Origin of the sequence: Rhodococcus sp. PAMC28707, from assembly GCF_004795915.1 — a bacterium.
Taxonomy (GTDB): Bacteria; Actinomycetota; Actinomycetes; order Mycobacteriales; family Mycobacteriaceae; genus Rhodococcoides.
The window spans coordinates 412,943-438,232 of the sequence record NZ_CP039253.1 but is presented as its reverse complement, the minus strand read 5'-3'; the positions used below and the strand labels follow the sequence as shown (position 1 = coordinate 438,232).

The 25,290-nt window shown below is 62.6% G+C and carries 22 protein-coding genes, 1 pseudogene and 1 riboswitch; of the genes and pseudogenes, 16 read left to right on the top strand and 7 right to left on the bottom strand.

What is annotated here, in order from left to right:
- Positions 1 to 14: 14 nt before the first annotated feature.
- On the bottom strand, positions 15 to 1,412 hold the full coding sequence (gene mtr / locus E5720_RS02005; protein WP_136169270.1) for a mycothione reductase: 1,398 nt from the start codon (positions 1,410 to 1,412) through the stop codon (positions 15 to 17).
- Positions 1,409 to 2,449, bottom strand: a complete 1,041-nt coding sequence (locus tag E5720_RS02000) for an alpha/beta hydrolase (RefSeq protein ID WP_136169269.1) — start codon at positions 2,447 to 2,449, stop codon at positions 1,409 to 1,411. The genes mtr and E5720_RS02000 overlap by 4 nt, the downstream gene beginning before the upstream one ends.
- A 162-nt stretch (positions 2,450 to 2,611) precedes the next feature.
- Between E5720_RS02000 and mqo the strand changes: the two genes are divergently transcribed.
- The 11 genes from mqo to E5720_RS01945 all read left to right on the top strand — a co-directional run bounded on the left by mqo (position 2,612) and on the right by E5720_RS01945 (position 16,294).
- Positions 2,612 to 4,147: a malate dehydrogenase (quinone) gene (mqo, locus tag E5720_RS01995; protein ID WP_136169268.1), complete on the top strand. Its 1,536-nt coding sequence runs from the start codon at positions 2,612 to 2,614 to the stop codon at positions 4,145 to 4,147.
- A gap of 13 nt (positions 4,148 to 4,160) precedes the next feature.
- Positions 4,161 to 4,664: a GNAT family N-acetyltransferase gene (locus E5720_RS01990; RefSeq protein WP_168708263.1), complete on the top strand. Its 504-nt coding sequence runs from the start codon at positions 4,161 to 4,163 to the stop codon at positions 4,662 to 4,664.
- A riboswitch (cobalamin riboswitch) is annotated at positions 4,645 to 4,793 on the top strand. It overlaps the preceding gene by 20 nt.
- Positions 4,794 to 4,856: 63 nt before the next feature.
- Entirely contained in the window at positions 4,857 to 6,791 is a 1,935-nt protein-coding gene (locus E5720_RS01985) for a magnesium chelatase subunit D family protein (RefSeq protein WP_136169267.1), read from the top strand.
- Positions 6,792 to 6,802: 11 nt separating this feature from the next.
- Positions 6,803 to 7,423, top strand: coding sequence for a cob(I)yrinic acid a,c-diamide adenosyltransferase (gene cobO, locus E5720_RS01980; protein WP_136169266.1), 621 nt, complete (start codon positions 6,803 to 6,805; stop codon positions 7,421 to 7,423).
- Positions 7,417 to 8,823 carry a cobyrinate a,c-diamide synthase gene (locus E5720_RS01975; RefSeq protein WP_210729939.1) on the top strand — a complete coding sequence of 469 codons (1,407 nt, stop codon included), beginning with the start codon at positions 7,417 to 7,419 and terminating at the stop codon, positions 8,821 to 8,823. Before cobO ends, E5720_RS01975 begins: the two co-directional genes overlap by 7 nt.
- Positions 8,816 to 9,235 (top strand): cobalamin biosynthesis protein, encoded by a 420-nt coding sequence (locus E5720_RS01970; RefSeq protein WP_136169265.1) that lies wholly within the window; start codon positions 8,816 to 8,818, stop codon positions 9,233 to 9,235. The genes E5720_RS01975 and E5720_RS01970 overlap by 8 nt, the downstream gene beginning before the upstream one ends.
- 22 nt (positions 9,236 to 9,257) lie before the next feature.
- The gene (locus tag E5720_RS01965; RefSeq protein ID WP_136169264.1) at positions 9,258 to 10,124 is read left to right on the top strand and encodes an LLM class F420-dependent oxidoreductase; all 867 of its coding nucleotides are present in this window, start codon (positions 9,258 to 9,260) and stop codon (positions 10,122 to 10,124) included.
- A 60-nt stretch (positions 10,125 to 10,184) separates the two neighbouring features.
- A complete protein-coding gene (locus tag E5720_RS01960; RefSeq protein WP_136169263.1) occupies positions 10,185 to 11,852 on the top strand; it encodes an alkaline phosphatase D family protein in 1,668 nt (555 codons plus the stop codon).
- A 16-nt stretch (positions 11,853 to 11,868) separates the two neighbouring features.
- Positions 11,869 to 13,551 (top strand): ATP-binding cassette domain-containing protein, encoded by a 1,683-nt coding sequence (locus tag E5720_RS01955; protein ID WP_136169262.1) that lies wholly within the window; start codon positions 11,869 to 11,871, stop codon positions 13,549 to 13,551.
- On the top strand, positions 13,518 to 14,780 hold the full coding sequence (gene cobA / locus E5720_RS01950; protein ID WP_136169261.1) for a uroporphyrinogen-III C-methyltransferase: 1,263 nt from the start codon (positions 13,518 to 13,520) through the stop codon (positions 14,778 to 14,780). The genes E5720_RS01955 and cobA overlap by 34 nt, the downstream gene beginning before the upstream one ends.
- 53 nt (positions 14,781 to 14,833) lie before the next feature.
- Positions 14,834 to 16,294, top strand: a complete 1,461-nt coding sequence (locus E5720_RS01945) for an MFS transporter (protein ID WP_247596276.1) — start codon at positions 14,834 to 14,836, stop codon at positions 16,292 to 16,294.
- 21 nt (positions 16,295 to 16,315) lie between these two features.
- On the opposite strand, the pseudogene E5720_RS01940 reads toward E5720_RS01945, so the two are convergent.
- From E5720_RS01940 to yaaA, 3 genes and pseudogenes are all read right to left on the bottom strand, one after another.
- Positions 16,316 to 16,571: pseudogene (locus E5720_RS01940) on the bottom strand (magnesium transporter); the annotation flags it as partial.
- 26 nt (positions 16,572 to 16,597) lie between these two features.
- Positions 16,598 to 17,821: a DUF2786 domain-containing protein gene (locus E5720_RS01935; RefSeq protein ID WP_136169259.1), complete on the bottom strand. Its 1,224-nt coding sequence runs from the start codon at positions 17,819 to 17,821 to the stop codon at positions 16,598 to 16,600.
- Positions 17,818 to 18,561 (bottom strand): peroxide stress protein YaaA, encoded by a 744-nt coding sequence (yaaA, locus tag E5720_RS01930; RefSeq protein WP_136169258.1) that lies wholly within the window; start codon positions 18,559 to 18,561, stop codon positions 17,818 to 17,820. The genes E5720_RS01935 and yaaA overlap by 4 nt, the downstream gene beginning before the upstream one ends.
- 48 nt (positions 18,562 to 18,609) lie before the next feature.
- Here yaaA and E5720_RS01925 point away from each other — a divergent pair, with 48 nt between their 5' ends.
- A complete protein-coding gene (locus E5720_RS01925) occupies positions 18,610 to 20,361 on the top strand; it encodes a proline--tRNA ligase (RefSeq protein WP_136169257.1) in 1,752 nt (583 codons plus the stop codon).
- Positions 20,362 to 20,433: 72 nt separating this feature from the next.
- Positions 20,434 to 22,155, top strand: coding sequence for an acyl-CoA dehydrogenase family protein (locus E5720_RS01920; RefSeq protein WP_136169256.1), 1,722 nt, complete (start codon positions 20,434 to 20,436; stop codon positions 22,153 to 22,155).
- 21 nt (positions 22,156 to 22,176) lie between these two features.
- Here E5720_RS01920 and E5720_RS01915 read toward each other — a convergent pair whose 3' ends face one another.
- Both E5720_RS01915 and E5720_RS01910 read right to left on the bottom strand, forming a co-directional pair.
- A complete protein-coding gene (locus tag E5720_RS01915) occupies positions 22,177 to 22,617 on the bottom strand; it encodes a ferritin-like domain-containing protein (RefSeq protein WP_136169255.1) in 441 nt (146 codons plus the stop codon).
- Entirely contained in the window at positions 22,614 to 23,117 is a 504-nt protein-coding gene (locus E5720_RS01910) for a hypothetical protein (RefSeq protein WP_136169254.1), read from the bottom strand. Before E5720_RS01910 ends, E5720_RS01915 begins: the two co-directional genes overlap by 4 nt.
- A 152-nt stretch (positions 23,118 to 23,269) precedes the next feature.
- Here E5720_RS01910 and rimP point away from each other — a divergent pair, with 152 nt between their 5' ends.
- From rimP to E5720_RS01895, 3 genes are all read left to right on the top strand, one after another.
- The gene (gene rimP / locus E5720_RS01905; protein WP_136169253.1) at positions 23,270 to 23,845 is read left to right on the top strand and encodes a ribosome maturation factor RimP; all 576 of its coding nucleotides are present in this window, start codon (positions 23,270 to 23,272) and stop codon (positions 23,843 to 23,845) included.
- Complete coding sequence (gene nusA / locus E5720_RS01900) at positions 23,842 to 24,852, top strand: transcription termination factor NusA (RefSeq protein ID WP_136169252.1); 1,011 nt, start codon at positions 23,842 to 23,844, stop codon at positions 24,850 to 24,852. Before rimP ends, nusA begins: the two co-directional genes overlap by 4 nt.
- Before the next feature lie 110 nt (positions 24,853 to 24,962).
- Positions 24,963 to 25,259, top strand: a complete 297-nt coding sequence (locus E5720_RS01895) for a YlxR family protein (RefSeq protein ID WP_136172367.1) — start codon at positions 24,963 to 24,965, stop codon at positions 25,257 to 25,259.
- The last annotated feature ends 31 nt before the right edge of the window (positions 25,260 to 25,290 follow it).

Below are 25,290 nucleotides of genomic sequence, written 5' to 3'. Positions count from 1 at the left end.
GAGCACTCTCACAGTCACACGTCGAGACCGAGCAGTGCGTTCTCGACCACTTCGGGCAGGCCGGGGTGAATCCAGTACTGCCCGCGAGCCATCTCGAGGGCGGAGGTTCCGAAACTCATGGCCTGGATGAGCGGTTGAATGACCGTCGGTGCCTGAGCGCCGATGACATGAGCGCCGAGTATGCGGCCGGTCTTCTTTTCCGCAATGATCTTGCAGAAGCCTTCTTGGTCCTCCATTGCCCAGCCATACGCGACGTCACCGTAGTTTTGGATCTTGACGGTGATGTCCAGGCCGGCACTGCGAGCCTGATCCTCGGTGAGGCCGACCTCGGCGATCTGTGGATGCGTGAATACGGCCGCGGGCACGAACCGGTGGTCGTGCTTCCATAGGTTCGTCGTGTCCTGCCAGGCCTTGTGCAGCAGGTTGTGTTGCACCACGCGCGCTTCGTGGTTGGCAACGTGCTTGAGTTGAAAAGCGGAGGAGACGTCACCGAGCGCGAAGACGCCCTCGGCACTCGTGCGACCATATTCGTCGACTCGAACGCGACCGTCTTCTTCGAGTTCGACACCGGCCTTTTCCACGTCGAGGCGATCTCCGTTGGGCACGCGTCCGACGGCGACGAGGAGTGCGTCACCGAGGATCCGGGTACCGTCGGAGAGTTCGAGACCGACTTCTTCGCCCTCGGAGATCGCCTGTGCCTCGCCGGAATCGAGGTGGACGTCCCAGTTCTTCTGGGCGTGTTCGGTGAATCGATCCGATATGTCTGTGTCGAGACCGCGTAGGAGTGCGCCCTTGCGGGCGACGATCGACACTTTGGATCCGAGCGCGCCGAACACATGCGCGAATTCTGCTGCTATATAACCTGATCCGAGGATGACGAGATGCTCCGGTAACTCGGGCAGTCGCATGACGTCGTCGTTGGTATGAAACGGCACGCCGCTGTCGAGTATCTGCTGAGGCACAACCGGCCTGGATCCGGCGGCGATGACGACCTGGTCGGCGGTGATCACTTCGCCGGCGCCGGTGTCGATCGTGCGGGCCCCGACGAACGACGCGTGGCTGGAGAACAGGGTGACGTTCGGGCTACCGCTCTCGCGGTAGTTCTTGCCGCCCTCGGACATGGGGTCGATACGACCGAACACCCGGCCGACTATGTCGGACCAGCGGACGCGATCGATCGAGGAGTCGATTCCGTAGCGTGCCGAATCTCGGATCGTCTGCGCGACCTCGGCCGCGTAGACGAACATCTTTGTCGGGATGCAACCGACGTTGAGGCAGGTGCCTCCGAACGGTGAATGCTCTTCGAAAATTGCCACCGTCTTGTCCGCGAACTGCTCGTCCGCGATGGAGTTACCCGAACCTGATCCGATGATCGCGATGTCGAAATGACGACCGGTTGCCTGACTGCTCACGAAATTGTCCCTAGTTCGTTGTGGTTTCGTCCGGAATCTCGTTCGATGTGCTCACTTCGATGCAACCACTCGAGCCACTCGTCTACCTCGTCGAATGCCCGGGCCCGCGGTACGTCCTGTGAAAGAAAGACGTCGTGGCGGGCGCCCTCGATGGGGACGATCGTCGTACGATCGCCCAGGCAGCCTGCCCAGCGCGCGATTTGACGAACATCGAGCACCGCATCGGCAGCGTCGATCTCGGAACTGTACTTGCGGGAGAAGTGCGTCACTTTCGACCGCAGAATCAGCGAAGGAATGCCGATGTCGAGACCTCGATGCAGCTTTGCATGCCCGTGACGAATCGCGCGGATCCAGCCGAAGGTGATGGGGAAGCCGGACAGTGGCTTCCAGTCGAGGTTGTAATCCCACTCGCCGTGCTCGGAGGCAGCAAGCGAGAGGCCATAGGTGTCCAGACCCATACCGGGCAACGCCGTCTTGGCTTTGACCTTGCCGATGAGGCCGATTGCGGTTGTGCCGACGCTACGAACCGCTGCGGGGCCCTGAAGGTCGAACCAAGGGCTGTTCAGGATGACACCGTCGATACCGAGGCCGGTGGTGCCGCCGTCCTGACGGTTCAGGCGATCGAGCCACAAAGGAAGAATCAGCCCGCCCGTGGAATGAGCGAGGAGCAACACCGACTTACCGCTCGGCTCCCTGCGAACCAGCGAGAGCGCTTCGTTCAACTCGTCGTCGTAGAACGCGAGATCGGTCACGAAGTGCGGTGTCTGGCCTGCACGCAGAGATCTTCCGCACTTCCTCAGGTCCAGCGCGTAGAACGCATAGCCTTTGGCTGCGAAATGTTCGGCCAGGTGCTGTTGAAAGAAGTAGTCGGTGAAGCCGTGAACGTAGATTACCGCTCGGTCGAAAGACGGTGTATCTGCCGGTTGGTACCGAACGAGAGTCGCCTCGACCTGGCCTTCACCGTCCGGATCTGCACCGAGGGGAATGGTCGTCTGCTCGTAGCCGTCGCCGAGGACATCGGGTACCCAGGTAGTCACAGATCACAACTGTAGTAGCAGGTGCAAAGCGTACTTCGAGAGCACAATCGAAGAAGAGCTTGTAAGCGCTTCGAGTCGGGTATCTACGGCCGGGTAATGTAGCCGCCACCTGAGCAGAGTTTCCTCACGCGAGTACTCACGAACAAGGAAGTCGAATCTCCAGTGTCAAATGAACAGCGCTCCAATCAAGAGCAGGTCAAGCGAGTGAAGACCGATGTGGTCCTCGTCGGCGCCGGAATCATGAGCGCAACTCTCGGGGCACTGCTTCGGCAGTTGGAGCCCGATTGGTCGATCGATGTGTACGAGCGACTCGACGCCGCTGCCGCCGAAAGCAGTGACGCGTGGAACAACGCCGGCACCGGCCACTCCGCGCTGTGTGAGCTCAATTACACGCCGCAGAACAAGGACGGTTCTGTCGACATCGCCAAGGCGCTCAACGTCAACGAGCAGTTTCAGGTTTCCCGTCAGTTCTGGGCGCACAGCCTGGAAAATGGCATACTGAGCGACGCGAAGAACTTCATCAACCCGATCCCGCACGTGAGCTTCGTTCATGGTGAGGACAACACCAAGTACCTGAAGGCTCGATACGACGCCCTGGCCTCGAATCCGCTGTTCGAAGGTATGGAATACATCGACAGTCCGGACGAGTTCACGCGTCGACTTCCGCTGATGGGTGCGGGCCGGGACTTCTCCGATCCCGTCGCTCTCAACTGGAGCGACAACGGAACGGACGTCGACTTCGGTGCGCTCACTCGCCAACTGTTGAACTACCTCTCCGGGGCCGGCGCCACCGTGCATTTCGGAAACGACGTGCGCAACATCTCTAAGCAGTCGGACGGAACTTGGGACGTCAAGGTGGCAAACCTTCGCACCGGGTTCAAGAAGACGGTCAACGCCAAGTTCGTGTTCGTCGGCGCGGGTGGCGGCGCGTTGCACCTGCTCCAGAAGTCGGGCATCAGCGAGATCAAAGGCTTCGGAGGGTTTCCGGTCAGTGGTGAGTGGCTGCGCTGCACCAACCCCGAGCTCATCGCGCAGCACTCGGCCAAGGTGTATGGCAAGGCATCGGTCGGTGCGCCTCCTATGTCGGTGCCACACCTCGATACTCGTGTCATCGGGGGCAAGCCCGGTTTGCTCTTCGGTCCGTACGCCGGATGGTCGCCGAAGTTCCTCAAGGAAGGAAAGCTGACCGATCTACCTTCGTCGGTCAAGCCGGGGAACTTGATGTCGATGCTCGGAGTGGGCGTCACCGAGCTCGGACTGGTGAAGTACCTTCTGAGCGAACTGTCTCAGTCGCAGGCCGATCGCGTGGATACGCTGCGCGAATTCGCACCCAAGGTCCTCGACAAGGACTGGGAGATCGTCACCGCAGGCCAGCGGGTTCAGGTCATTCGAAAGAAGGGCCGCGGCGGAGTTCTCGAATTCGGCACCGCTGTGATCAACGCTGCAGACGGAACGATCGCGGGCCTGCTCGGTGCGTCGCCGGGTGCTTCCACTGCGGTTCCGGCGATGCTCGATGTGTTGCAGCGTTGCTTCGGCGACCGCTACGAGGCGTGGCAGCCCAAGCTCAAGGAAATGGTGCCCTCGCTCGGGGTCAAATTGGCCGAGGATCGTTCGCTGTTCCGCGAAATATTCGACTGGACCTCGCGTGCGCTCGAGCTGGACGAGTCTTCCCAACTCGCACAGCACACCGGCGTGTGATAGCAACAGGCCTATGACTACGCAAGCTGCTGCCCTCAAGCGCTCCTGGGCTTTGGACCTGTCCAACAAGACCATGTACGACCTGTTGAAGCTGCGTGTCGAGGTTTTCGTCGTAGAGCAGGCGTGCGCCTACCCCGAACTCGACGGTCGAGATCTGCTCACCGAAACGAGGCATTTCTGGCTCGAACGCGACGGCGAAGTGGTGTGCACACTGCGTCTGCTCGAGGAGCACGACAACGGAGAGAAGGCCTTCCGCATCGGGCGGCTGTGCACGCAGCGGTCGGCGCGAGGGCAGGGGCACACCACGCGTATTCTGCGTGCTGCCCTTGCCGAGGTCGGATCCTCTCCGTGTCGTATGAATGCACAGAGCTACTTGGTGGACATGTACTCGAAGCACGGGTTTCTGCCCGATGGTGAGGAAGTTCTCGAAGACGGGATTCCGCACACGCCCATGCGTCGGGGCGGCGGAACTCCTTGGGGCGAGGCGTCGGGCGGCAATAACGTCGAACGACGGTAGGGTTCGATCAACGGAGCTGATGCGGGGAAGTCCTGTGTGATTCAGGCGCGGTCCCGCCACTGTGTACGAGTAGGCCGATTGTCGGCAGCCTCGTAAGTCAGATCACCGCACAGCATCCATTTACTTTGTCCACTTCTTCGGTGGGCATCGAAAGTCCTCGGCGCGGAAACCGAGGAATGAAGGGGATCGAAAGTGCAGCAGGCCGTTGGATCTTCAGAACCCGGTTATCCGTTCAGCGCGATAGTCGGCCAAGACCAGCTTCGATTGTCATTGATCCTGTGTGCGGTGCACCCGGGAATCGGTGGTGTCCTCGTCCGCGGTGAGAAGGGGACGGCGAAGTCCACTGTCGTGCGTGCCCTCGCGACACTCCTTCCGGACATCGAGGACGATGGCGTGACACGGCCGGCCCGACTGGTAGAGCTTCCGGTCGGCGCGACCGAGGACCGCGTGGTCGGTTCGCTCGATCTGGAGAAGGTGCTTCGAGACGGCGAACGTGCATTCCAGCCGGGACTGTTGGCCGCCGCTCATCGGGGTGTGCTGTACGTCGACGAGGTGAATCTTCTGCATGATCACCTCGTCGATGTTCTGCTCGACGCGGCTGCGATGGGGCGCGTCCATATCGAACGCGACGGGGTTTCACATTCCCATCCCGCGCAATTCGTCCTCGTGGGAACCATGAATCCAGAAGAGGGCGAACTCCGACCACAGTTGTTGGATCGCTTCGGGCTCGCCGTGGAGGTCACTGCCTCACGTGACGTCGACATCCGAATGGACGTCGTACGACGTCGGCTGAACTACGAGCGCGACCCCAGTGCGTTTGCTGCTCACTACGCCGATGAGGACGCGGACATCGCCGCACACATCGTCGCGGCTCGACTCGTACTCGATCAGGTGGAACTCGACGACACCGAACTTCGTCGAATTGCGGCGCTGTGTGCATCGTTCGACGTCGACGGGATGCGAGCGGACCTCGTAGTGGCAAGAACCGCATCGGCACACGCGGCATGGCGAGGTTCGCCGAAGGTCGAGGAGTCGGACGTGCGGGTCGCTGCGGAATTGGCATTGCCGCATCGCCGCAGGCGTGACCCGTTCGACGAACCGGGGATCGACGAGAGTGCACTCGACGACGCCATGCGCGACGCGGCAGAACAGGCAGACTCCGCGAAGCCAGAATCCGGCCAGGAACCCGACGAGCCGACCGATCCCGAACCGACCGATCCCGAACCCACGGATTCAGGACCGGACCCGGATGACGACGGTGGCGGTGCACCGACACCCGACCAGGCTGATCCACCGTCCGGCAACGGATCTCGTGACCGAGATGCAGCAACGCCCGGATCGCAGTTTCGCGCGCGGTTGATGGAAGTTCCTGGCGTCGGCGAGGGAGCGCCCGGGCGTCGATCCCGGTCGCGTGCTGCGCAGGGGCGCGTCGTGCGCCCGACCACCGAGCGTGGCAAGGGACTTCACCTCATCGGAACATTGTTCGCGGCAGCCGAGGATCAAGTCGCGCGCGGACGAACTTCCGGGAAATTCAGACTCGAGCCCGCGGACCTACGCGGGGCGATTCGTGAAGGTCGCGAAGGCAACCTCATCGTCTTCGTTGTCGACGCATCCGGATCGATGGCTGCACGCGATCGGTTGTCCGCCGTGACGGGAGCAGTGCTGTCGCTACTGCGCGATGCATACCAACGGCGAGACAAGGTCGCGGTCATCACTGTTCGAGGGCGCGAGGCCGAGTTGGTTCTTCCGCCGACGTCGAGCGTCGACGTCGCTGTCACCCGCTTGCGCAGAATGAAGACCGGTGGGAAGTCCCCACTGGCACAAGGCTTCCTGCGAGCCCGCGAGGTCGTCCTTCGAGAGAAGGTCAGAGATCCGCTGCGCCGTGCGCTCGTCGTCGCGATGACGGACGGGCGAGCGACGGGCGGTGTCGATCCAGTCGGGCGCGCACGTATCGCTGCGTCGCGTCTGGCAGCCGACGGCACTGCTTCGGTCGTCGTGGACTGCGAATCGGGCATGGTCCGTCTCGGACTGGCCGCCGATTTCGCCGGGCATCTACAGGGTGGCTACGTGCGGCTTGCCGACCTTTCCGCCGAGCACGTTGCCGCCGTCGTTCGCGCAGCGGCCTGAGAGGACGAGCAATGCCACAGGGAGTACCACTTGCGGGAACAGTTCCCGACGACGGCCTGACGACGCGTCAGCGCCGCAATCAAGCACTTCTCGCCGTGCACACCGGTCCGGGCAAGGGCAAGTCGACGGCAGCCTTCGGGATGGCACTGAGAGCGTGGAATCAAGGATTCGACGTCGGAGTTTTCCAGTTCGTGAAGAGTGCGAAATGGAAGGTCGGCGAGGAATCGACGTTCAAACTGCTCGGCGAACTACACGAGACCCAGGGCACCGGCGGGGCCGTCGAGTGGCACAAGATGGGCGAAGGGTGGTCCTGGACGCGCAAGAAAGGTTCGGACGTCGACCACGCCGCCGCAGCTGCTGAAGGCTGGGCCGAAATCTCTCGAAGATTGAGCGAGGAGACGCACCGCTTCTACGTGTTGGACGAATTCACCTACCCACTCAAGTGGGGATGGGTGGACATCGACGAGGTGGTCGAGGTGCTCGTGAACCGGCCGGGTAATCAACACGTCGTCGTCACCGGACGTGACGCACCGCAGGCGTTGATAGATGCCGCTGACCTCGTCACCGAAATGACCAAGGTCAAGCATCCGATGGATGCAGGCCGAAAAGGTCAGCGCGGTATCGAATGGTGAGCCGTCCTGCTCCCGCCGTCGTGATCGCTGCGCCCGCATCAGGTAGTGGAAAAACGACGGTAGCCACCGGGATGATGGCTGCTCTCCGCGCCATGGGGGACCGGGTAGCGCCGTTCAAGGTGGGTCCGGACTATATAGATCCTGGATACCACTCTCTCGCAACGGGTTTGCCGGGCCGCAACCTCGATGCAGTGATGGTCGGGCGAGAGCGTATCGGCCCGCTTTTCCTCCATGGCAGTGCCGGCTGCGACATAGCGATCGTCGAGGGAGTCATGGGGCTTTTCGACGGCAAGATCGACATGGCAGGTGCCGGACAGGCTTCCGCGGAGGGGTCCACGGCAGCAGTGGCCGCAATGCTCGGCGCACCTGTCGTTCTCGTTGTCGACGCTCGCGGCCACAGTCAGAGTCTTGCCGCTGTGCTGCACGGGTTCTCGACGTTCGACCCGTCGGTCCGGATCGGTGGAGTGATATTGAATCGGGTCGGCAGCCCGAGACACGAAGAGGTTCTGCGTCAGGCGTGTGAGCGTGTCGGTGTTCCCGTTCTCGGGTCGCTACCGCGAATGTCGGAACTGGCGGTCCCGTCGCGGCACCTGGGACTGATCACGGCACTCGAACACGGGAGACGAGCCGGCGCAGCAGTGGACGCAATGGCAGAACTGGTGACACGCCACGTCGACCTGGCTGCCGTCCGCGCGTTGGCAAGGTCGTCGGTCACCGGTATCGCCTGGAACCCGAACGACGAAGTGGGTGAGCCCAGCGGCGCGGGTGCAGTCGTCGCCGTGGCCGGGGGCCCCGCCTTCACGTTCGGTTACGCCGAGCATGTGGAACTGCTGCGCGCTGCAGGCTCGGAGGTAGTGGTGTTCGATCCCCTCACCGACGGATTGCCGGAGCGCACGGCGGGTGTCGTTCTGCCGGGCGGGTTTCCGGAGGAACATGCCGAGCAGTTGGCGTCGAATGAGCCTCTGCTGGCGGATATCCGCCGGGCCTCGGCTGCTGGATTGCCGATCCACGCAGAATGCGCCGGTTTGCTGTACCTGGCGCGATCCCTCGACGGCCACACGATGGCCGGAGTCATCGACGCGGAAGCGCAATTCGGATCGAAGCTCACACTCGGCTATCGCGATGCGGTCGCACTGTCTGATTCGGTGTTGTTCGAGGCGGGGACTCGGGTGACGGGCCACGAATTTCACCGCACCGCGCTCGTCGACTTCGCGGCCGAACTCGCACCGGCATGGGGTTGGCAGAACCCGAGCGCAGCTGCCGGCAAACGCGTCGTCCGGGAGGGGTTCGTCCACGGTCGCGTCCATGCTTCGTATTTGCACACGCACGCGGCAGGCAGCCCGCAAGCGGTCCGAAAATTTGTCGAGGCGTGTGACCGCTTCGCGCCTGTCGATGTCTGAACCGGAGTGCGCTGGATCGTACCGCGCTGAATCGATCGTCGTCGGAGTCGGCGCGACGGCGGCTGCGACGGGCTCTGATATCGCGGCCGGGTTCGCTTCGGTGGTCAGGCCGCACTGGACCGTGGTCGCAGTGGCGACCTTGGATCGAAAGCATTCCGCAGTGGAGTCTTTTGCTCGTTCGCTTTCAGTGCCGCTGACCAAGTGGACGGCCGCCCAATTGGCTTCCGTCGTCGTGCCGGCCCCGTCCCTACTGGTCGACGACGCCGTCGGGACTCCGAGCGTGGCAGAGGCCGCAGCAGTCTTGGCGAGCGGCGGAGGCGCGCTGATTCTGGGGAAGACGAAGGTGGGTCCGGTGACTGTTGCGGTGGCGACAGCAGCGGTGCCCGAGGAAGAAGACGCCTTGCGCGCCTGACTGGAACACGTTCTAATGTTGCATGCGCTTCGGTCTCGTCCTGTTCACCTCCGATCGTGGAATAACGCCTGCGGCCGCGGCCGCAGCGGGCGAGCGGTTGGGATTCGACTCGTTCTACGTACCGGAGCACACACACATCCCCGTCAAGCGTGAAGCGGCTCATCCGCAAACAGGCGATTCCTCGTTACCTGACGATCGCTACTCCCGGACTCTCGATCCGTGGGTGTCACTGGCCGCAGCGTCTGCGGTGACGAAACGAATAGCATTGGGCACTGCTGTCGCGATACCGGTGGAGCACGACCCGATTACGCTCGCCAAAACGATTGCCTCGCTCGACCACCTCAGTGATGGCCGTGTCGTCTTGGGAGTCGGGTTCGGTTGGAACCTCGACGAATTGGTCGATCATGGAGTGCCACCTGCCAGGAGACGGACCATGCTCCGCGAATATCTGGAGGCGATGCGTGCACTGTGGGCACAGGAACAGGCGGAGTTCTCGGGTGAGTTCGTCGAGTTCGGTCCGAGCTGGGCATGGCCGAAACCTGCTGGAGGACGCCATATTCCGACGCTCGTCGGTGCTGCGGGTACAGACAAGAATTTCGCCTGGATAGTTCGATCGGCGGACGGTTGGATCACGACCCCTCGCGAGCAGGATATCGAGTCGAGGGTCGGTCGACTCCAGCAGTTGTGGCGCGACGGAGGCAGGGACGGTTCGCCGCACATCGTCGTGCTCGACTTCAAGCCCGACGCAGAGAAGCTGGCGAGATGGGAGGAAATGGGCGTGAGTGAAGTGGTCTACGGAATGCCCGACAGATCCGAGCCTGAGGTACTGGCATACCTCGACCGTCTCGCTGCGAAGTTGACCGGCCGATTGGCTGTCGCCGGCAGTTGAGAGGCCCGTGGTGACCGGAATCGGTGGCGTGTGTGTCCGAGTACGGGCACTGTAGGCACTATGAAGTCTTCTTCGCTCGTACTCGGCCCACTCGTCCGTTACGTCGGCGTGGACTCGGCGACGTTCTGGTTCGAATTCGACGCGCCCGGAACGGTAGCTGTCCGTACTGCCGTCGGGGTGGTGGGGGAAGCACGTACCTGGGGCGTGTATGGCCACCAGTACGCATTGGTCGCACTGACGGGTCTGCCGGCGAACACCGCGATCACCTACGACGTGACGTTCGACGACGCGAGGATCTGGCCCGAACCGGGCGCGACCGCGGCAGTTCACACGGGAGATCCTGTCGGCCCCGTGACCTTTGCATTCGGATCATGCCGGCGGGGTGACAACTACGGTGAAGACTCGCTCCGACGAATCGGTGCCGACGCGCTCGCCGGTCTGGGCAATCGAATGTCCACTCAAGATCCCTCGGAATGGCCCCAAGCGCTGCTGTTACTGGGCGATCAGGTCTACGCAGACGAACCGTCGCCCGAAATCTTGGAAAGACTCCACGCGCGACGGGAAGGCGGGCAAGGCCCTGACAGTGCGCGGGGTACCGATGCCGAGAACGAGATCTGCGACTTCGAGGAATACTCCTGGCTCTACCACGAATCGTGGGGTGTCGAGCCGGTGCGCACGCTGTTGGCCAGCGTCCCGTCGTGCATGATTCTCGACGACCACGATCTACGCGACGACTGGAACTCGTCCGCGTCCTGGCGAAAGGACATCGAAACCCGGCCGTGGTGGAACGATCGTGTGGTCGGCGCATTCTCCTCGTACTGGGTCTACCAGCATCTGGGTAATCTCTCACCCGATGAACTCGCTCGCGACGAGCTGTACGAGGCGGTACGAACGGCCGCCGACGATGCCACGCGTGAACGACTTCTTGCGGACTTCTCGCTACTGGTCGACCGCGACCCTTCGGCTGGACGGTGGAGTTTCTACCGCGATTTCGGCGACACCCGACTGCTCATGATCGATTCTCGTTGCTCGCGCAATCTCGACCCGAACGATAGGGCGATGGTGGACGACGCCGAATGGGCCTGGGTCCGAGAGCGCGCGCTGGAGGGCTCGCCCAAACACCTACTGTTCGGCTCTTCCCTGCCGTTCTTGATGTTGCCCGCGTTGCATCACCTGGAACAATGGAACGAGGCTGTAGCGCAGGGGAGTTGGGGCAAGAAGGCGTCCCGTGTGGCAGAGAAGTTGCGTATCGCGCTCGATCTCGAACACTGGGCAGCGTTTGGAAAGTCGTTCTCGGACATGGCAACTCTGACACGCGAGCTGTCCAGGTCGACGAATCCACCGGCCAGCATCCTGTGGTTGTCGGGTGACGTGCACTGTTCCTATGTAGCGAGTGCAAATTTCGGTGTCGGGGGGAAACAAGTCCCGGCCACACACCAACTCACGATGTCGCCGTTCCGGAACCCCTTGAATCTGCCGATTCGGGCGGTCAACCGGTTGGCCATCAAACGGCCCGTTGCAGCCCTGATGGAGAAACTCGCCCGCGCTGCCCATGTGGGGCCGGACGACGTCCACTGGGAAGCAGCGGCCGGTCCATGGTTCGACAACGGCGTCATGTTGCTCACCACGGAAGGAGATTCAGCGCGGCTACGCGTCGAGCATGCGCATCTCGATTCGGACCGAAAGCAGATCCTGAAGACGACTGCAAAGATCGTATTGGCGCCGTGACATAGGATTTGTCTCCGTGGCTCACCTCGAACTCACCGACATCGACTACTTTCTTCCCGACGGCAGACAACTACTCAGCGGGGTCGGGTTTCGAGTCGGAGACGGCGCGAAGGCCGCTCTCATCGGTCCGAACGGCACTGGAAAAACCACGCTGACACGGATCGTGGCCGGCGACCTCGCACCCGATGACGGAAACGTCGCCAGCTCGGGATCGCTCGGAGTGATGCGCCAGTTCGTCGGTCAGTTGCGCGACGACTCGACGGTGCAGGATCTGCTGTTGTCCGTTTCGCAGCCGGGGGTACGCGCCGCTGCGAAAGCACTCGACGATGCCGAGAACGCGATGATCGACGTCGACAACGAGAAGACTCAACTGAAATACGCGAACGCGCTGTCGGATTGGGGTGACGTCGGCGGGTACGACCTGGAGCCGTTTTGGGACAAGGCGACGATGGCCGCGCTCGGGATGTCGTTCGACCGGGCGAAGTGGCGTGCGGCTTCGACTCTCAGTGGCGGCGAACAGAAGCGTCTCGTTCTCGAAGCCCTGTTCGGAGGACCGGATCAGTTGCTACTGCTCGACGAGCCGGACAACTATCTGGACGTACCGGGCAAACGGTGGTTGGAGAAGACGATTCGCGAGTCCGACAAGTCGGTCCTCTTCATCAGCCATGATCGCGAACTCATCGCCAACGCCGCGACCCGGATCGTCACGCTCGAGCCGGGAATCAACGGCGCGACCTCCTGGGTGCACGGCGCCGGGTTCGAGACGTACCACGACGCTCGCGAGGACCGAAATGCCCGACTCGACGAGCTTCGTCGTCGGTGGGACGAAGAGCGCGTCAAACTGCGTGCGCTCGTCCTGCGCCTTCGGGAAAAGGCGAAGTTCAACGACGGCATCGCTGCTCGTTATCACGCTGCACAGACGCGGCTTGCGCGGTTCGAAGACGCCGGACCACCGGAGGCGGTGCCGGTCAAGCAGAAGGTCACCGTCCGACTGCACGGCGGCCGAACCGCGAAACGCGCGCTGGTATGCACCGATCTGGAGCTGACCTCGCTCATGAAACCGTTCGACGCCGAAGTCTGGTTCGGTGACCGGGTCGCGGTTCTCGGGTCCAACGGATCGGGTAAGTCACACTTTCTCCGGTTACTGGCCGCGGGTGGCACCGATCCCGAACGGGAGCACGAGCCGGTCACCGAACTTGTCCTCGATCCCGTCCCGCACACCGGCACGGCAGTTCTGGGAGCTCGCGTGCGCCCCGGGTTGTTCGCTCAGACCCACACCCGGCCCGACCTGAACGGCAACACTTTGCTCGACATCCTGCACTTGGGCAACGAGCACCGTGACGGCATGGGCCGCGAGGCAGCGAGTCGGGCACTCGATCGCTACGGACTCGCCCGCGCTGCCGAACAGCTTTACGACAACTTGTCCGGTGGCCAACAAGCGCGCGTTCAGATCCTGCTACTCGAGCTGTCCGGTGCGACGCTCTTGCTTCTCGACGAGCCCACCGACAACCTCGACCTGATGTCGGCGGACTCCCTCCAAGACGCCATCGCGGCATTCGAGGGGACCGTCATCGCAGTCACCCACGACCGTTGGTTCGCCCGCAGCTTCGAGCGGTTCTTGGTCTTCGGATCCGACGGCAACGTCTACGAATCCGACGAGCCAGTATGGGACGAAACCCGAGTCGCGCGGGCGCGGTAGCGTTTGCTCTCGTGGATGCGACTGATTCTCCCTACCTCGTCGGCCTGAATCTGTCAGGCAAACGCGTCGTTGTGATCGGCGGCGGGACCGTCGCGCAGCGGCGACTGCCCCTGTTGATCTCATCCGGCGCCCAAGTGCACGTCATCACCCGGGTCGCGACCCCGGCCGTCGAAGCGATGGCAACTGCTGGTCAGGTGACGATGGAGCTGCGTGACTTCGCCGCCGGTGACATCGACGACGCCTGGTACGCCATTGCCTGCACCGACGAGGCCGAGACGAATGCCGCAATCGTGGCCGAGGCCGAGAAGTCGAGAATTTTCTGCGTTCGCGCCGACATCGCTCGTGACGGAACTGCGGTCACCCCGGCATCTGCGGACCACGACGGACTCACTCTCGGCGTTTTGGCGGGCGGTGAGCACCGGCGCTCGGCAGCGGTGCGCAATGCAGTTCTCGAAGCTCTCCAGTCGGGCCTGATCACCGATTCGGCGCACGCCCCGCTGACAGGCGTAGCCCTCGTCGGCGGCGGCCCGGGAGATCCGGATCTGATCACCGTCCGCGGCCGCCGACTCCTGGCGGCCGCCGACGTCGTCGTCGCCGATCGTCTGGCGCCACCGGAGCTACTTGCCGAACTAGGACCACACGTCGAGGTCATCGATGCGTCGAAGATTCCGTACGGCCGCGCAATGGCACAGGAGGCGATCAATCAAGCATTGATCGACGGAGCCAGGGCCGGCAAGTTCGTCGTCCGCCTCAAGGGCGGTGACCCGTACGTGTTCGGTCGTGGATACGAAGAACTCGAGGCTCTCGCCGAGGCCGGGATACCGGTGACGGTGGTCCCCGGCATCACGAGTGCGATTTCGGTGCCGTCGGCGGCAGGAGTTCCGGTGACGCACCGCGGCGTCACCCACGAATTCGTGGTCGTGAGCGGCCACCTCGCCCCGGAACATCCCGACTCACTTGTCGATTGGGGCGCGCTCGCACGATTGAAGGGCACGATCGTGCTCTTGATGGCGGTCGAACGCATCGACAAATTCGCCGCGGTGCTCATCGAAGGTGGACGGCCCGCCTCGACGCCGGTGTTGGTGGTGCAGGAGGGGACGATGCGTACTCAGCGTGAGGTCAGAGCCGATCTCGCGACGGTGGGCCGGCGCGTGAAAGAAGAGGGAATTCGCCCACCGGCAATTGTCGTAATCGGAACCGTTGCGGGTTTCTCCGTAGACCCTCGGTAACGTGAACTCCCGTGCCTGACCAATCGCAGCCCGCAGCGCCCACGACGGACATCGTGTACCCGGTGACGACCAGGGCTTTCGGGCTGGCGATCATCGTGCTCAGTGGCCTTCAGCTGATGGTGGTTCTGGACGGGACGGTGGCAAACCTGGCGTTGGCGCCGCTGCAGGCGGATCTGGGTTTGAGCGACGCCGGCCGCAACTGGGTTCTCACCTCGTACGCATTGGCCTTCGGCGGACTGATGCTTCTCGGCGGAAGACTCGGTGATGCGTTCGGTCGAAAGAAGATGTTCCTCGGCGGTGTCGTGCTGTTCACCGTGGCATCCCTGCTCTGTGGGTTGGCCATCAACGAGGCGACGTTGGTGGCTGCGCGTGCCCTTCAGGGCGTTGGAGCGGCGGTAGCGTCGCCGACGGCGTTCGCCTTGGTCGCGACGACCTTTGCGCCAGGCCCGGTTCGGAACCAGGCAATCGCGATCTATGCGGCAATGACCGGCGTCGGATCCATCGCCGGCCTCATCATCGGCGGCGCCTTGACCCAGGTTTCGTGGCGCTGGATCTTTCTCATCAACGTGCCCATCGGCATCGCCATCGCCATTCTGGCCATGGTGTCGCTGAAGGAAACGGCGGGCGTACGGCTTGCCCTCGACTTCCCCGGTGCGATCCTCGGCACACTCGGCTGCACAGGTGTCGTACTCGCTTTGAGCGAGGGAACCGAACTGGGGTGGTCGAGCCCGCTCGTCATCGGCTCGCTGCTCGGCGGCCTGATACTGCTCGGACTGTTCCTGGCTGTCGAGCGAAGGGCCGAGAACCCGCTGTTGCCGTTTTCCTTGTTCGCGAACAAGAACCGCGTGGCCACGTTTGTCGCGATCTTCTTCGCAGGCGGAGTGATGTTCTGCCTCGCCGCGTTCGTTGCGCTTTTCGTCCAGGACATCCTCGGCTACAGCCCACTCAATGCAGGTCTGGCGTTCGTTCCGTTCGCATTCGGTTTGGGTGCTGCAGCGTTCATCACCTCGAAGCTCGTAGTTCGAATACAGCCGCGATGGTTGGTCATGTCCGGCAGCGCCATCATGGTGGGGTGGTTGTTGTTCTCGGTCGCGACGATGAACGCGGACTCGTCGTACTTCCCTGGCATCTTCTTCCCGGTCATCGGGATCGGCTTCGGCGTCGGCATGGCGTCGATACCGCTGCCGCTGTGTGCCATCGCCGGCGTCCGCGCGACCGAGATCGGACCACTGACAGCAATCGCTCTGGTGGCTCAGACCTTGGGTGGTCCCGTCGCACTGGCAGTGGTGGGTGCATTGGTCACCTCGCGAACGATTTCGCTCGGCGGAACCACCGGCCCGGCAACTCTGATGAACGAGACCCAACTCACTGCCCTGAGCTCCGGCTACATGTTCGCCCTCTTCTGCTGCGCAGTCGCTGCAGTGGTAGCCGGACTCGCCGCGTTCTTCATCAAGTTCACCCCGCAGCAAGTCGCTCAGGCCCAGGCTGCGCAGGAAGACGTGCTCGCGACGTAACCGTCGATGGACGGTCCACGGTTAGACGCCGAGGACGCTCTCGGCGATGAGAAAGTAGATGACGAGCAACCCGAGCATTCCTCCCATCGTGGCGCCCACGCGCACCTCCCGAAACAGCACTGCGGCAATGTCACGTGGGCACATCGCCGACGGCCAGTGCATCCTCGAACACTTCGAGCACTTGTACGGTCAGGATTGCCGACAGTGCGAGCACCAACAGCCAGACAATGCGAGATCGCTCGATCGACATGACCGGCGTACCGAGATACGGCCTGCGGTTCTCGTGAAAGTAATGTCGCCTCGCTACGCCAGTTCCGCGTCGTCCGCGGCCGCGTGCCCCGACTCCCATCCTTCGGCATCCAACCTCGGACCGCGCATGGTCCGAACTCGTGGGAAAAGTCGGTCGAATTCTTGCTCCACAGCGACCGTCTGAGCCGCCAGTATCGGTAATAGGTTGCCGGATTGTTCCGACGCTTCCTCCACCGCATACGCATCGGCTTCGCCGAGCCGTTCGCCGATCCTGACCCCGTATGCATAGAGGAAGGCCTTGCCGAATGCTGCCGAGGCAGAACCTTTACGTCGTTTGGCTATGGGGGAGTGCGACAGTGAGCGTGTCGCCTGGATCAGCAACGAGGTGAACATGATCTCCGTCTGCTCGATGTCGACGGGTGATCCGACGAGCGTTGCAATCGCGTACTCCGGATCCCAGATGCTCTTGACTCGGTTGACCGTGCTCACCGCATGCAGCAGTTGGGCTTTGGGTGGAGCATGGGGGTTGTCGACATGCAGACGTCGGCTGATCACATCGACATTTCCTTCGGTCAGCAACAGTGAATCGATGGAATATCTGGTCATCAACTCCTGCGCCTTGGTGGTGAGTGTCTCCGCCTCTTCCTCGAAATCGGTGGCGTCGGCCTTGGCGAGCAGGCCACGAATCTTGCCGAGCATCTTGGTGTTCGGAGATCCGCTCACCGGCCCGGACTTCGCGGTTCGGCTGGCCCGCCGAACCGGCCACTGCGACGGAAAAGGTCCGATTCGGGGCCACCTCGGCAGCGTCTGCCATTGGCCCAGCAGCGCAAGTACCGCAATCCACTGATCGTTGGCGGCAATGTAATCCGTTTTGCCACTCGACTTCAGCAGTGCAGCAAGAAAACTCGGGGAGGCTGTCAGTGGTCCTGCGGCCTTCGGATATGCGGCACAGATATCGGATAGCTGCTCGACCCAGTTCTCGGGCGCCCGTTCGTGCGAGTTCGTCGAATCCGATTGGTGAAGCAGGACCGCAGCGGCGAGCGAGGACACCGCGAGCGTCTGCTGCCGCTTGACGATGTGGAGAAGGTCGAACGGTTGCCAGCCGGCCTCGTACATCGTCTCGATCATGTTCGTCAGCGCCAACGAAGCCAGTGCCGAGGCGTCCTGGTCCTCCAACGCGATCAGGCGATCGACGACTTCGTCCACGCGCCGCAGATCCCGACTCTTGCCATAGGACGCATCGGCGCCTTGCCGGAGTAAATCCGGGACCGGGTTCATCTGGTGAGGACGATCAGTTCGGTCGCCGAGGCGACTTCCACGCTCAAGCCGGCCCGCGATGCGACTCGGGCCACCGCACGCACGTTCTTCGGCTCGGCAATCGTCAGGGTCAGCGCACGCGCCAGCACGCCCTTGTGATGCTTGTTGAAGTGGCTCACGACAGATCTGCTGCCATCGGGTTTCTCGGTCAACACCGTTGCCGTGACGGCGCCGGGCACCGGGCCGAGTTGCTGATACGTCCCCGAGCGCAGGTCGACGACCAGTCCATCGGACTGCGCAACCACGGCGTCCGCCAACTCGGGTTTCCAATGCGAACGTAAGGTGCCGAAGCCAGGGATCGTCGATCCGCCGGACAGCCGGTAGTACGGAATCGGATCGTATGCACGTACAGCCCCGAACAATGCAGATCCGATCCACAACCTCGCTGCCGCCCGTGCTCGACCGGCCTTCGTGAACGAACCCGCGTCGAGAGCGTCGTAGAGAACACCGGTGTAGCGGCTCAGTGCGGGTGTCGTGGGGGAACTCCACAGGGCGGCGTTGCGTTCGACTTCTTCGGTCTGGGTCGGTCCGAGACCCAACGCGGTCGCCGATGCCTCGGGATCGCCGGCCAGCTCCACGAGCGCGTCGGCCAGCTTGTGTCGGAGCGGATTGAGCTCGGGGAGCGACAGATCTTCCAGATCCAGGGGAGAGCCGTCGCCGCCGTCCGACTTCGTCTCGGATGGGGGCAGCAGAATCAGCACGGGGAGCAACGTTACCCACCCGCAGAGCACCGACTACGCTCGTACCCCGTGATCACCCGTCTTTCGCAGCTCTTCCTCCGCACTCTTCGTGACGACCCCGCCGATGCCGAAGTCGACAGCCACAAGCTGTTGGTTCGTGCAGGTTACGTTCGTCGTATCGCCCCGGGTGTGTACTCCTGGCTGCCGCTCGGCCTGAGAGTGCTGCGCCAGATCGAACGAGTCGTTCGTGAAGAGATGAACGCGATCGGTGCGCAGGAGATCTCGCTCCCGGCGTTGCTGCCGCGCGAGCCGTACGAGACCACCAATCGATGGACCGATTACGGCGACGCACTGTTCAAGCTGAAGGACCGTAAGGGCAACGACATGTTGCTCGGTCCCACCCACGAGGAACTGTTCGCACTGACGGTGAAAGGTGAGTACAACTCGTACAAGGACCTGCCGGTCACGCTCTATCAGATCCAGACCAAGTATCGCGACGAGGAACGCCCGCGCGCGGGCATTCTGCGCGGACGCGAGTTCGTCATGAAAGACTCCTACTCGTTCGACATGGACGAGGACGGGCTGAAGCGGTCCTATGCGGCACACCGCGAGGCCTACCAGAAGATCTTTGCTCGGCTCGGGGTCAAGTACGTCATCGTGGCGGCGACTTCCGGCGCGATGGGTGGAAGTGCGTCCGAGGAATTCCTCGCCGAGAGCGACATCGGTGAGGACACTTACGTGCGGTGCATCGAATCGGGATACGCGGCGAATGTCGAAGCCGTCACGACTCCCTCGCCGCCATCGTTGCCGATCGAGGGGCAGCCTGCCGCCATCGATCACGAGACGGGTGACACACCCACCATTGCCACGTTGGTCGAGTGGGCCAATTCGGTCGATCTGGGGCGCACCGTCACCGCCGCGGACACGTTGAAGAACCTTCTGCTCAAGGTCCGCAACGCAGACGGGGAGTGGGAGTTGCTCGCTGTCGGTCTGCCCGGCGACCGTGAGGTCGACGAGAAGCGCCTCGAAGCGTCTCTCGAGCCGGCCGAATTCGCGCTGCTCACCGATGCCGACTTCGAGGCCAATCCGTTCCTGGTGAAGGGCTTTATCGGACCACGTGCGCTGCAGGCCAACGGAGTTCGTTACCTCGTCGACCCTCGTGTCGTCGAGGGGACGTCGTGGATCACCGGAGCAGACGTCACCGGCAAGCATGTGGTGAACCTGGTAGCCGGCCGCGATTTCACTCCGGACGGCACCATCGAAGCTGCCCAGGTGCGGGACGGCGATCTCTCCCCGGACGGTCGTGGCGCGCTCGTCAGCGCGCGCGGTATCGAGATCGGTCATATCTTCCAACTCGGTTACAAGTACACGGACGCGTTCAGTGTCGACGTGCTCGGTGAAAGCGGAAAACCCGTGCGCCTCGTGCAGGGTTCGTACGGCGTCGGTGTCTCTCGCCTGGTCGCCGTCGTCGCCGAGCAGATGCACGACGACAAGGGTCTGCGTTGGCCGAGCGAAGTATCGCCTGCAGATGTACACCTGGTGATCGCCAACAAAGACGAAGCTGCACGTGCCGGCGCCGAGTCCATTGCGGCAGCACTCGACGCGCAGGGTCTCGACGTGCTTTTCGACGATCGGAAGGCGTCGCCGGGCGTCAAGTTCAAGGACTCCGAACTCATCGGAGTGCCGGTCGTCGTCGTAGTCGGTAGGGGATGGGCCGAGGGCAAGGTCGAACTCCGTGACCGCTTCACCGGTGAGAGCCGTGACCTCGAGACCGAGACCGCTGTCGCCGACATCGTCGAAACGGTACGTGGGAAATTGTGATCGCGTGGTTCGGCGGTTCGGGTCGGTTACTCACTGGTAGCTTCGGGGCAGCCGACTAGGAAAGGTGACAACATGGCCCACCTCACGTTGTTCGATCCCGCGACGTACGATCCGACCCAGTTCGACGACGAAACGCGGCGCCAGTTGCGATCGCTGATCGACTGGTTCGAGGATCGAGGCAAGGCCACATTGCTCGCCGACGATCTCGATGCTGTCTGGACCAGCGACTTTCTCGACTTCGTTGCCAAGGAGAAGCTGTTCGCGACGTTTTCGACACCGGCTGCCTATGCCGATGGCGACTCCGACAAGCGCTGGGATGCATCCCGTAATGCTGCCCTGAGTGAAATCCTCGGCTTCTACGGACTGTCCTACTGGTATGCCTGGCAGGTCACCGTACTCGGACTCGGGCCGATCTGGATGAGCGAGAACGAGGAAGCCAAGCGCCGCGCAGCGCGGGCACTGAACGGCGGGTCCGTGATGGCGTTCGGACTGTCCGAGCGCGCCCACGGTGCCGACGTCTACTCGACGGATATGTTGCTCCGGCCGTCCGAAGAAGAGGGCGTCGAGTTTCTGGCGTCGGGGGAGAAGTACTACATCGGCAACGGCAACGTCGCGGGTATGGTCTCGGTGTTCGGGCGCCGCACCGACCGCGATGGGCCGGATGCCTACGTCTTCTTCGTCGCCGACAGCAGTCATCCCAAATATGTTCTACGTGACAACGTGATTCACGGCCAGATGTTCGTCAGTACCTTCACCCTCGAGGACTACCCGGTCCGAGCCGAGGACATTCTGCACACTGGCGCAGACGCGTTTTCCGCCGCACTCAATACCGTCAACGTCGGTAAGTTCAACCTCTGCACGGGTTCGATCGGAATTACCGAGCATGCGTTCTACGAGTCGATCACGCACGCGCACAACAGGATTCTCTATGGCAACCGGGTCACCGAATTCCCGCATGTGCGTGCGAGTTTCGTCGACGCCTATTCGCGACTGATCGCGATGAAGCTCTTCAGTGGGCGGGCAGTCGACTACTTCAGGTCCGCAAGCCTCGAGGATCGGCGCTACCTGCTGTTCAATCCGATGACCAAGGCCAAGGTGACCTCCGAAGGCGAGACCGTGGTTCGGTTGCTGCACGATGTGATCGCAGCGAAGGGGTACGAGAAGAACACGTACTTTCGTGAGGCCGCGCAGATGATCGGAACCCTGCCCAAGCTCGAAGGCACAGTGCACGTCAACGTCGCCCTCATGCTCAAGTTCATGCCGGCGTACATGTTCGCTCCGATGGACTATCCCGATGTCGTGACACGTGACGACGCTTCCGACGACGCGTTCTTCTTCGCTCAGGGTCCCGCACGCGGAGCAGGGAAAGTGCGATTCCACGACCGGGAGTCGACATACGAAAAGTTTTCGCATGTTCCCAACGTCGCGCGGTTCTACGAGCAGGCTTCGGCCTTCAAGACGTTTCTGACCGACACCGCACCGGACGAAGCACAGCAGAAGGATCTGGACTTCCTACTCAACGTGGGGCACCTGTTCTCGTTGGTCGTCTACGGTCATCTGATTCTGGAATCGGCCGAGAAGGTCTCCACCGAGTTGCTCGATCAGATCTTCGACTTTCAAATTCGTGATTTCTCCGGTTACGCAGTTGCTCTGCACGGGAAGCCGTCCTCTACCGAGGCGCAGCAGGCCTGGGCTCTTGCGGCGATCCGCAAGCCGGTGGTCGATCTGGCTCGCTTCGACTCAGTGTGGTCCGAGGTAGTTTCCTATGACGGCGCGTACGAGATGAGGGGCTGACTCAGTGAAGTCGGCGGCGGCTCACGGTTGACCGGGGAAGGGGACGGTCGGCGGAGATACACCCAGGATTTCACGCCAGTTCGCCAGTCGTAACGCCGCTTCTGTGAGCGCAGTGACTCCGGTCTCCCGAGTGGGGCCGGACTCGCTGCGCTCGATGACCGATCTCCACGCTATCGAGGTGTCGATCTCGGCTTGGGCGGCAAGTTGCGCCGATGTGACGGGATCGCCGACCGGAAACGGGATGGAATATGCCGGGCTGGCAAGCGGTGGGGTGACGCTCGCAGCGCGCAACGCATCGAGGGTTGCGTCTCGACGTGCGCGGTGCGCTGCAGCGTCGGCCGCGATGAGGCCCCCACGAGCCGGATTCGAGAATGCGCCGACGACGCCGTACGCAAAGACCGCGGCGTACTCGGCGTTCAATGCGTCGATGAGTGCGTGTTGTTCGATGCCGAGGTCGCTCATGGCAACACCACCGCCAGTTCGACGGCGCAGGCGGCGCTGATCGATCCCAACAGACCTGCGCGATAACCGGATTCACTTTTTGCCGAGTCCGCGGCACCCCGCTGAGATTCACTGAGATCGGCCTTGAGTTCCTCCAAGGTCGGCGGGGGCATCGCAACCGGTGTCGCGGTGGTCGAGGTAGTGGCGCTCTCCTCTTCGGTGTGACCTGCGACGCGGACCATCTCTGCGGCCAGAGCATCGGCATGTGCCGTCCGTTCGATCTGCACCACGCTCAGGGGACCGGCCAGCGTCGGGCTCAACGCGATCAGGGCGCCTGCGGCGGCTGCGTCGCGACGCGCAAGTCGGAGGTGGCCGGTGAGGGTGTCGAGCTTCGGCCCAGGGTCTGTGTCGGACGAACATCCGGCAGTTGTGGCGAGCCCGACTGCTGTGAGAACGGCGCCACCGGTCAAGCGCAGGGCGCCACGGCGGCTTAGGGCGCGGGGGAGAGCGAACGTCGACACGGGAACATCGTGCCAGGTGCATTCTGTATCTCGTGCACCCAGGCTGGTCCCGAACGCTTCCCGTTGGCGTTAGGCTGTGCGTTCGCCACTTACGGATTCGATCACACTTCTGGTGGGGTCCGACCACAACTGAACGAGGAGTTTTCGCAACGATGCCTGTTCCGTCCAAGGAGAGGGTCATCGCACTCCTGTCCGACCTGGTGACCAGCCGCGGGTTCGATTTGGAAGATGTCAACGTGGTCTCGGCAGGCAAGCACAGTGCCGTACGCATCATGGTCGATCGTGAAGAGGGCATCGACCTCGACACATTGCCGTCCCTCAGCCGTGAGATCTCCGACATATTCGACTCGGTGTCGGACTTCGGTGATGCTCCTTACACCCTCGAGGTAACCACTCCTGGAGTCGATCGTCCGCTCACCGAGGATCGCCACTGGCGGCGCGCACGCGGGCGGATGGTCCGATTCAAGTTGGAGAACGAGAAGTTCGACGCACGTGTCGGTCACCTCGATGGCCGATTGCTCACGGTGGTCACTCGTGACAAGGGCGTTGTCGCGACCCGAGTCGTGGAGCTCGATGACGTTGTGAAGGCTGTTGTGCAAGTAGAATTCTCGAAGCCGAAAGCAGACGAGATGGAGCTGACGGGCGGCGTTGTCGCGGGTAGGCCTGCTCCTGCCGACAACGACGAGATAGTGAACGTGGAAACACCGGAAGAAGGGTCCGACAAGTGAATATCGACATCGCGGCGTTGCGCGCCATCGAAGCGGACAAGGGGGTGTCGATCGAGACGGTCATCTCGACGATTCAGTCCGCCCTGTTGACCGCTTACCGTCACACCGAGGGCCATCAGCCCCATGCGTGGATCGACGTCAATCGCAAGACCGGCTCGGTGCGAGTGATGGCAAAAGAGATCGACGGTGACGGCAACACGATCTCGGAGTGGGACGACACCCCCCAAGGGTTCGGCCGCATCGCTGCGACAACTGCCCGGCAGGTGATCCTTCAGCGTCTGCGTGATGCCGAGCACGAGCGTTCGTACGGCGAGTATGCGACGCACGAGGGTGAGATCGTGGGCGGGGTCATTCAGCGGGACACCAGAGCAAATGCCAAGGGCACGATCATCGTGCGGATCGGCAGCGATGCCAACGGTGCAGACGGCGTGCTGCCGCCTGCCGAGCAGGTGCCGGGAGAGAGTTACGAGCACGGCGAGCGAATCAAGTGCTACGTGGTCGGAGTCGCCCGGGGCCAGCGCGGACCGCAGATCACCCTCTCGCGTACCCACCCCAACCTCGTGCGCAAGCTGTTCGCACTCGAGGTTCCGGAGATCGCCGACGGGTCGGTCGAGATCGTCGCCGTTGCGCGCGAGTCCGGTCACCGGTCGAAGATCGCGGTCAAGTCCACGGTATCGGGTCTGAACGCCAAGGGCGCATGCATCGGGCCGATCGGTCAGCGTGTGCGCAACGTGATGAGCGAACTGGCCGGCGAGAAGATCGACATCATCGACTTCGACGATGATCCCGCTACCTTCGTCGGGAATGCGCTGTCTCCGTCGAAGGTTGTGTCGGTCACGGTCGTGGATGCCGAGGCTCGTGCCGCACGTGTGGTCGTGCCGGAATATCAGCTGTCGCTCGCGATCGGCAAAGAGGGGCAGAACGCCCGGCTGGCAGCTAGGCTAACCGGCTGGCGCATCGATATCCGTAGCGACGCGGCCACGGCACCCGAGTCCACCAGCGCGTAAGGGTGGAATGCGGAGTTCGAGGCAATACAGCGGTAGAGTGGTCGATGGTTCGGAATGAACTCTCTTCCCTGAGTCATGAGAGCATCGGTTCGGCGGTAATTCGTCAGCCGGTGAGAACATGTGTCGGGTGCAAGGAGCGAGCTCCGGCCGCCGGTCTGCTGAGAGTTGTGGTTCGGGATCGAGATTCTTCGGAATCGGTCATCGTGCCCGATGTCGACCACCGGCTTCCCGGTAGAGGTGCATGGTTGCATCTCGACCCGAGATGTCTGGAGAATGCAGAGCGGCGCCGTGCATTCGGTAGAGCGCTACGCGTGTCGGGATCTGTCGACTCGTCAGCGGTCGTCTCCTTTCTCGAAGGAGTCGACGACAGAGATTCACCCCTCGAGAAGAACAGGCAACAGCACTGATGAGCACACCGTGAAGCACCAACGATGAACG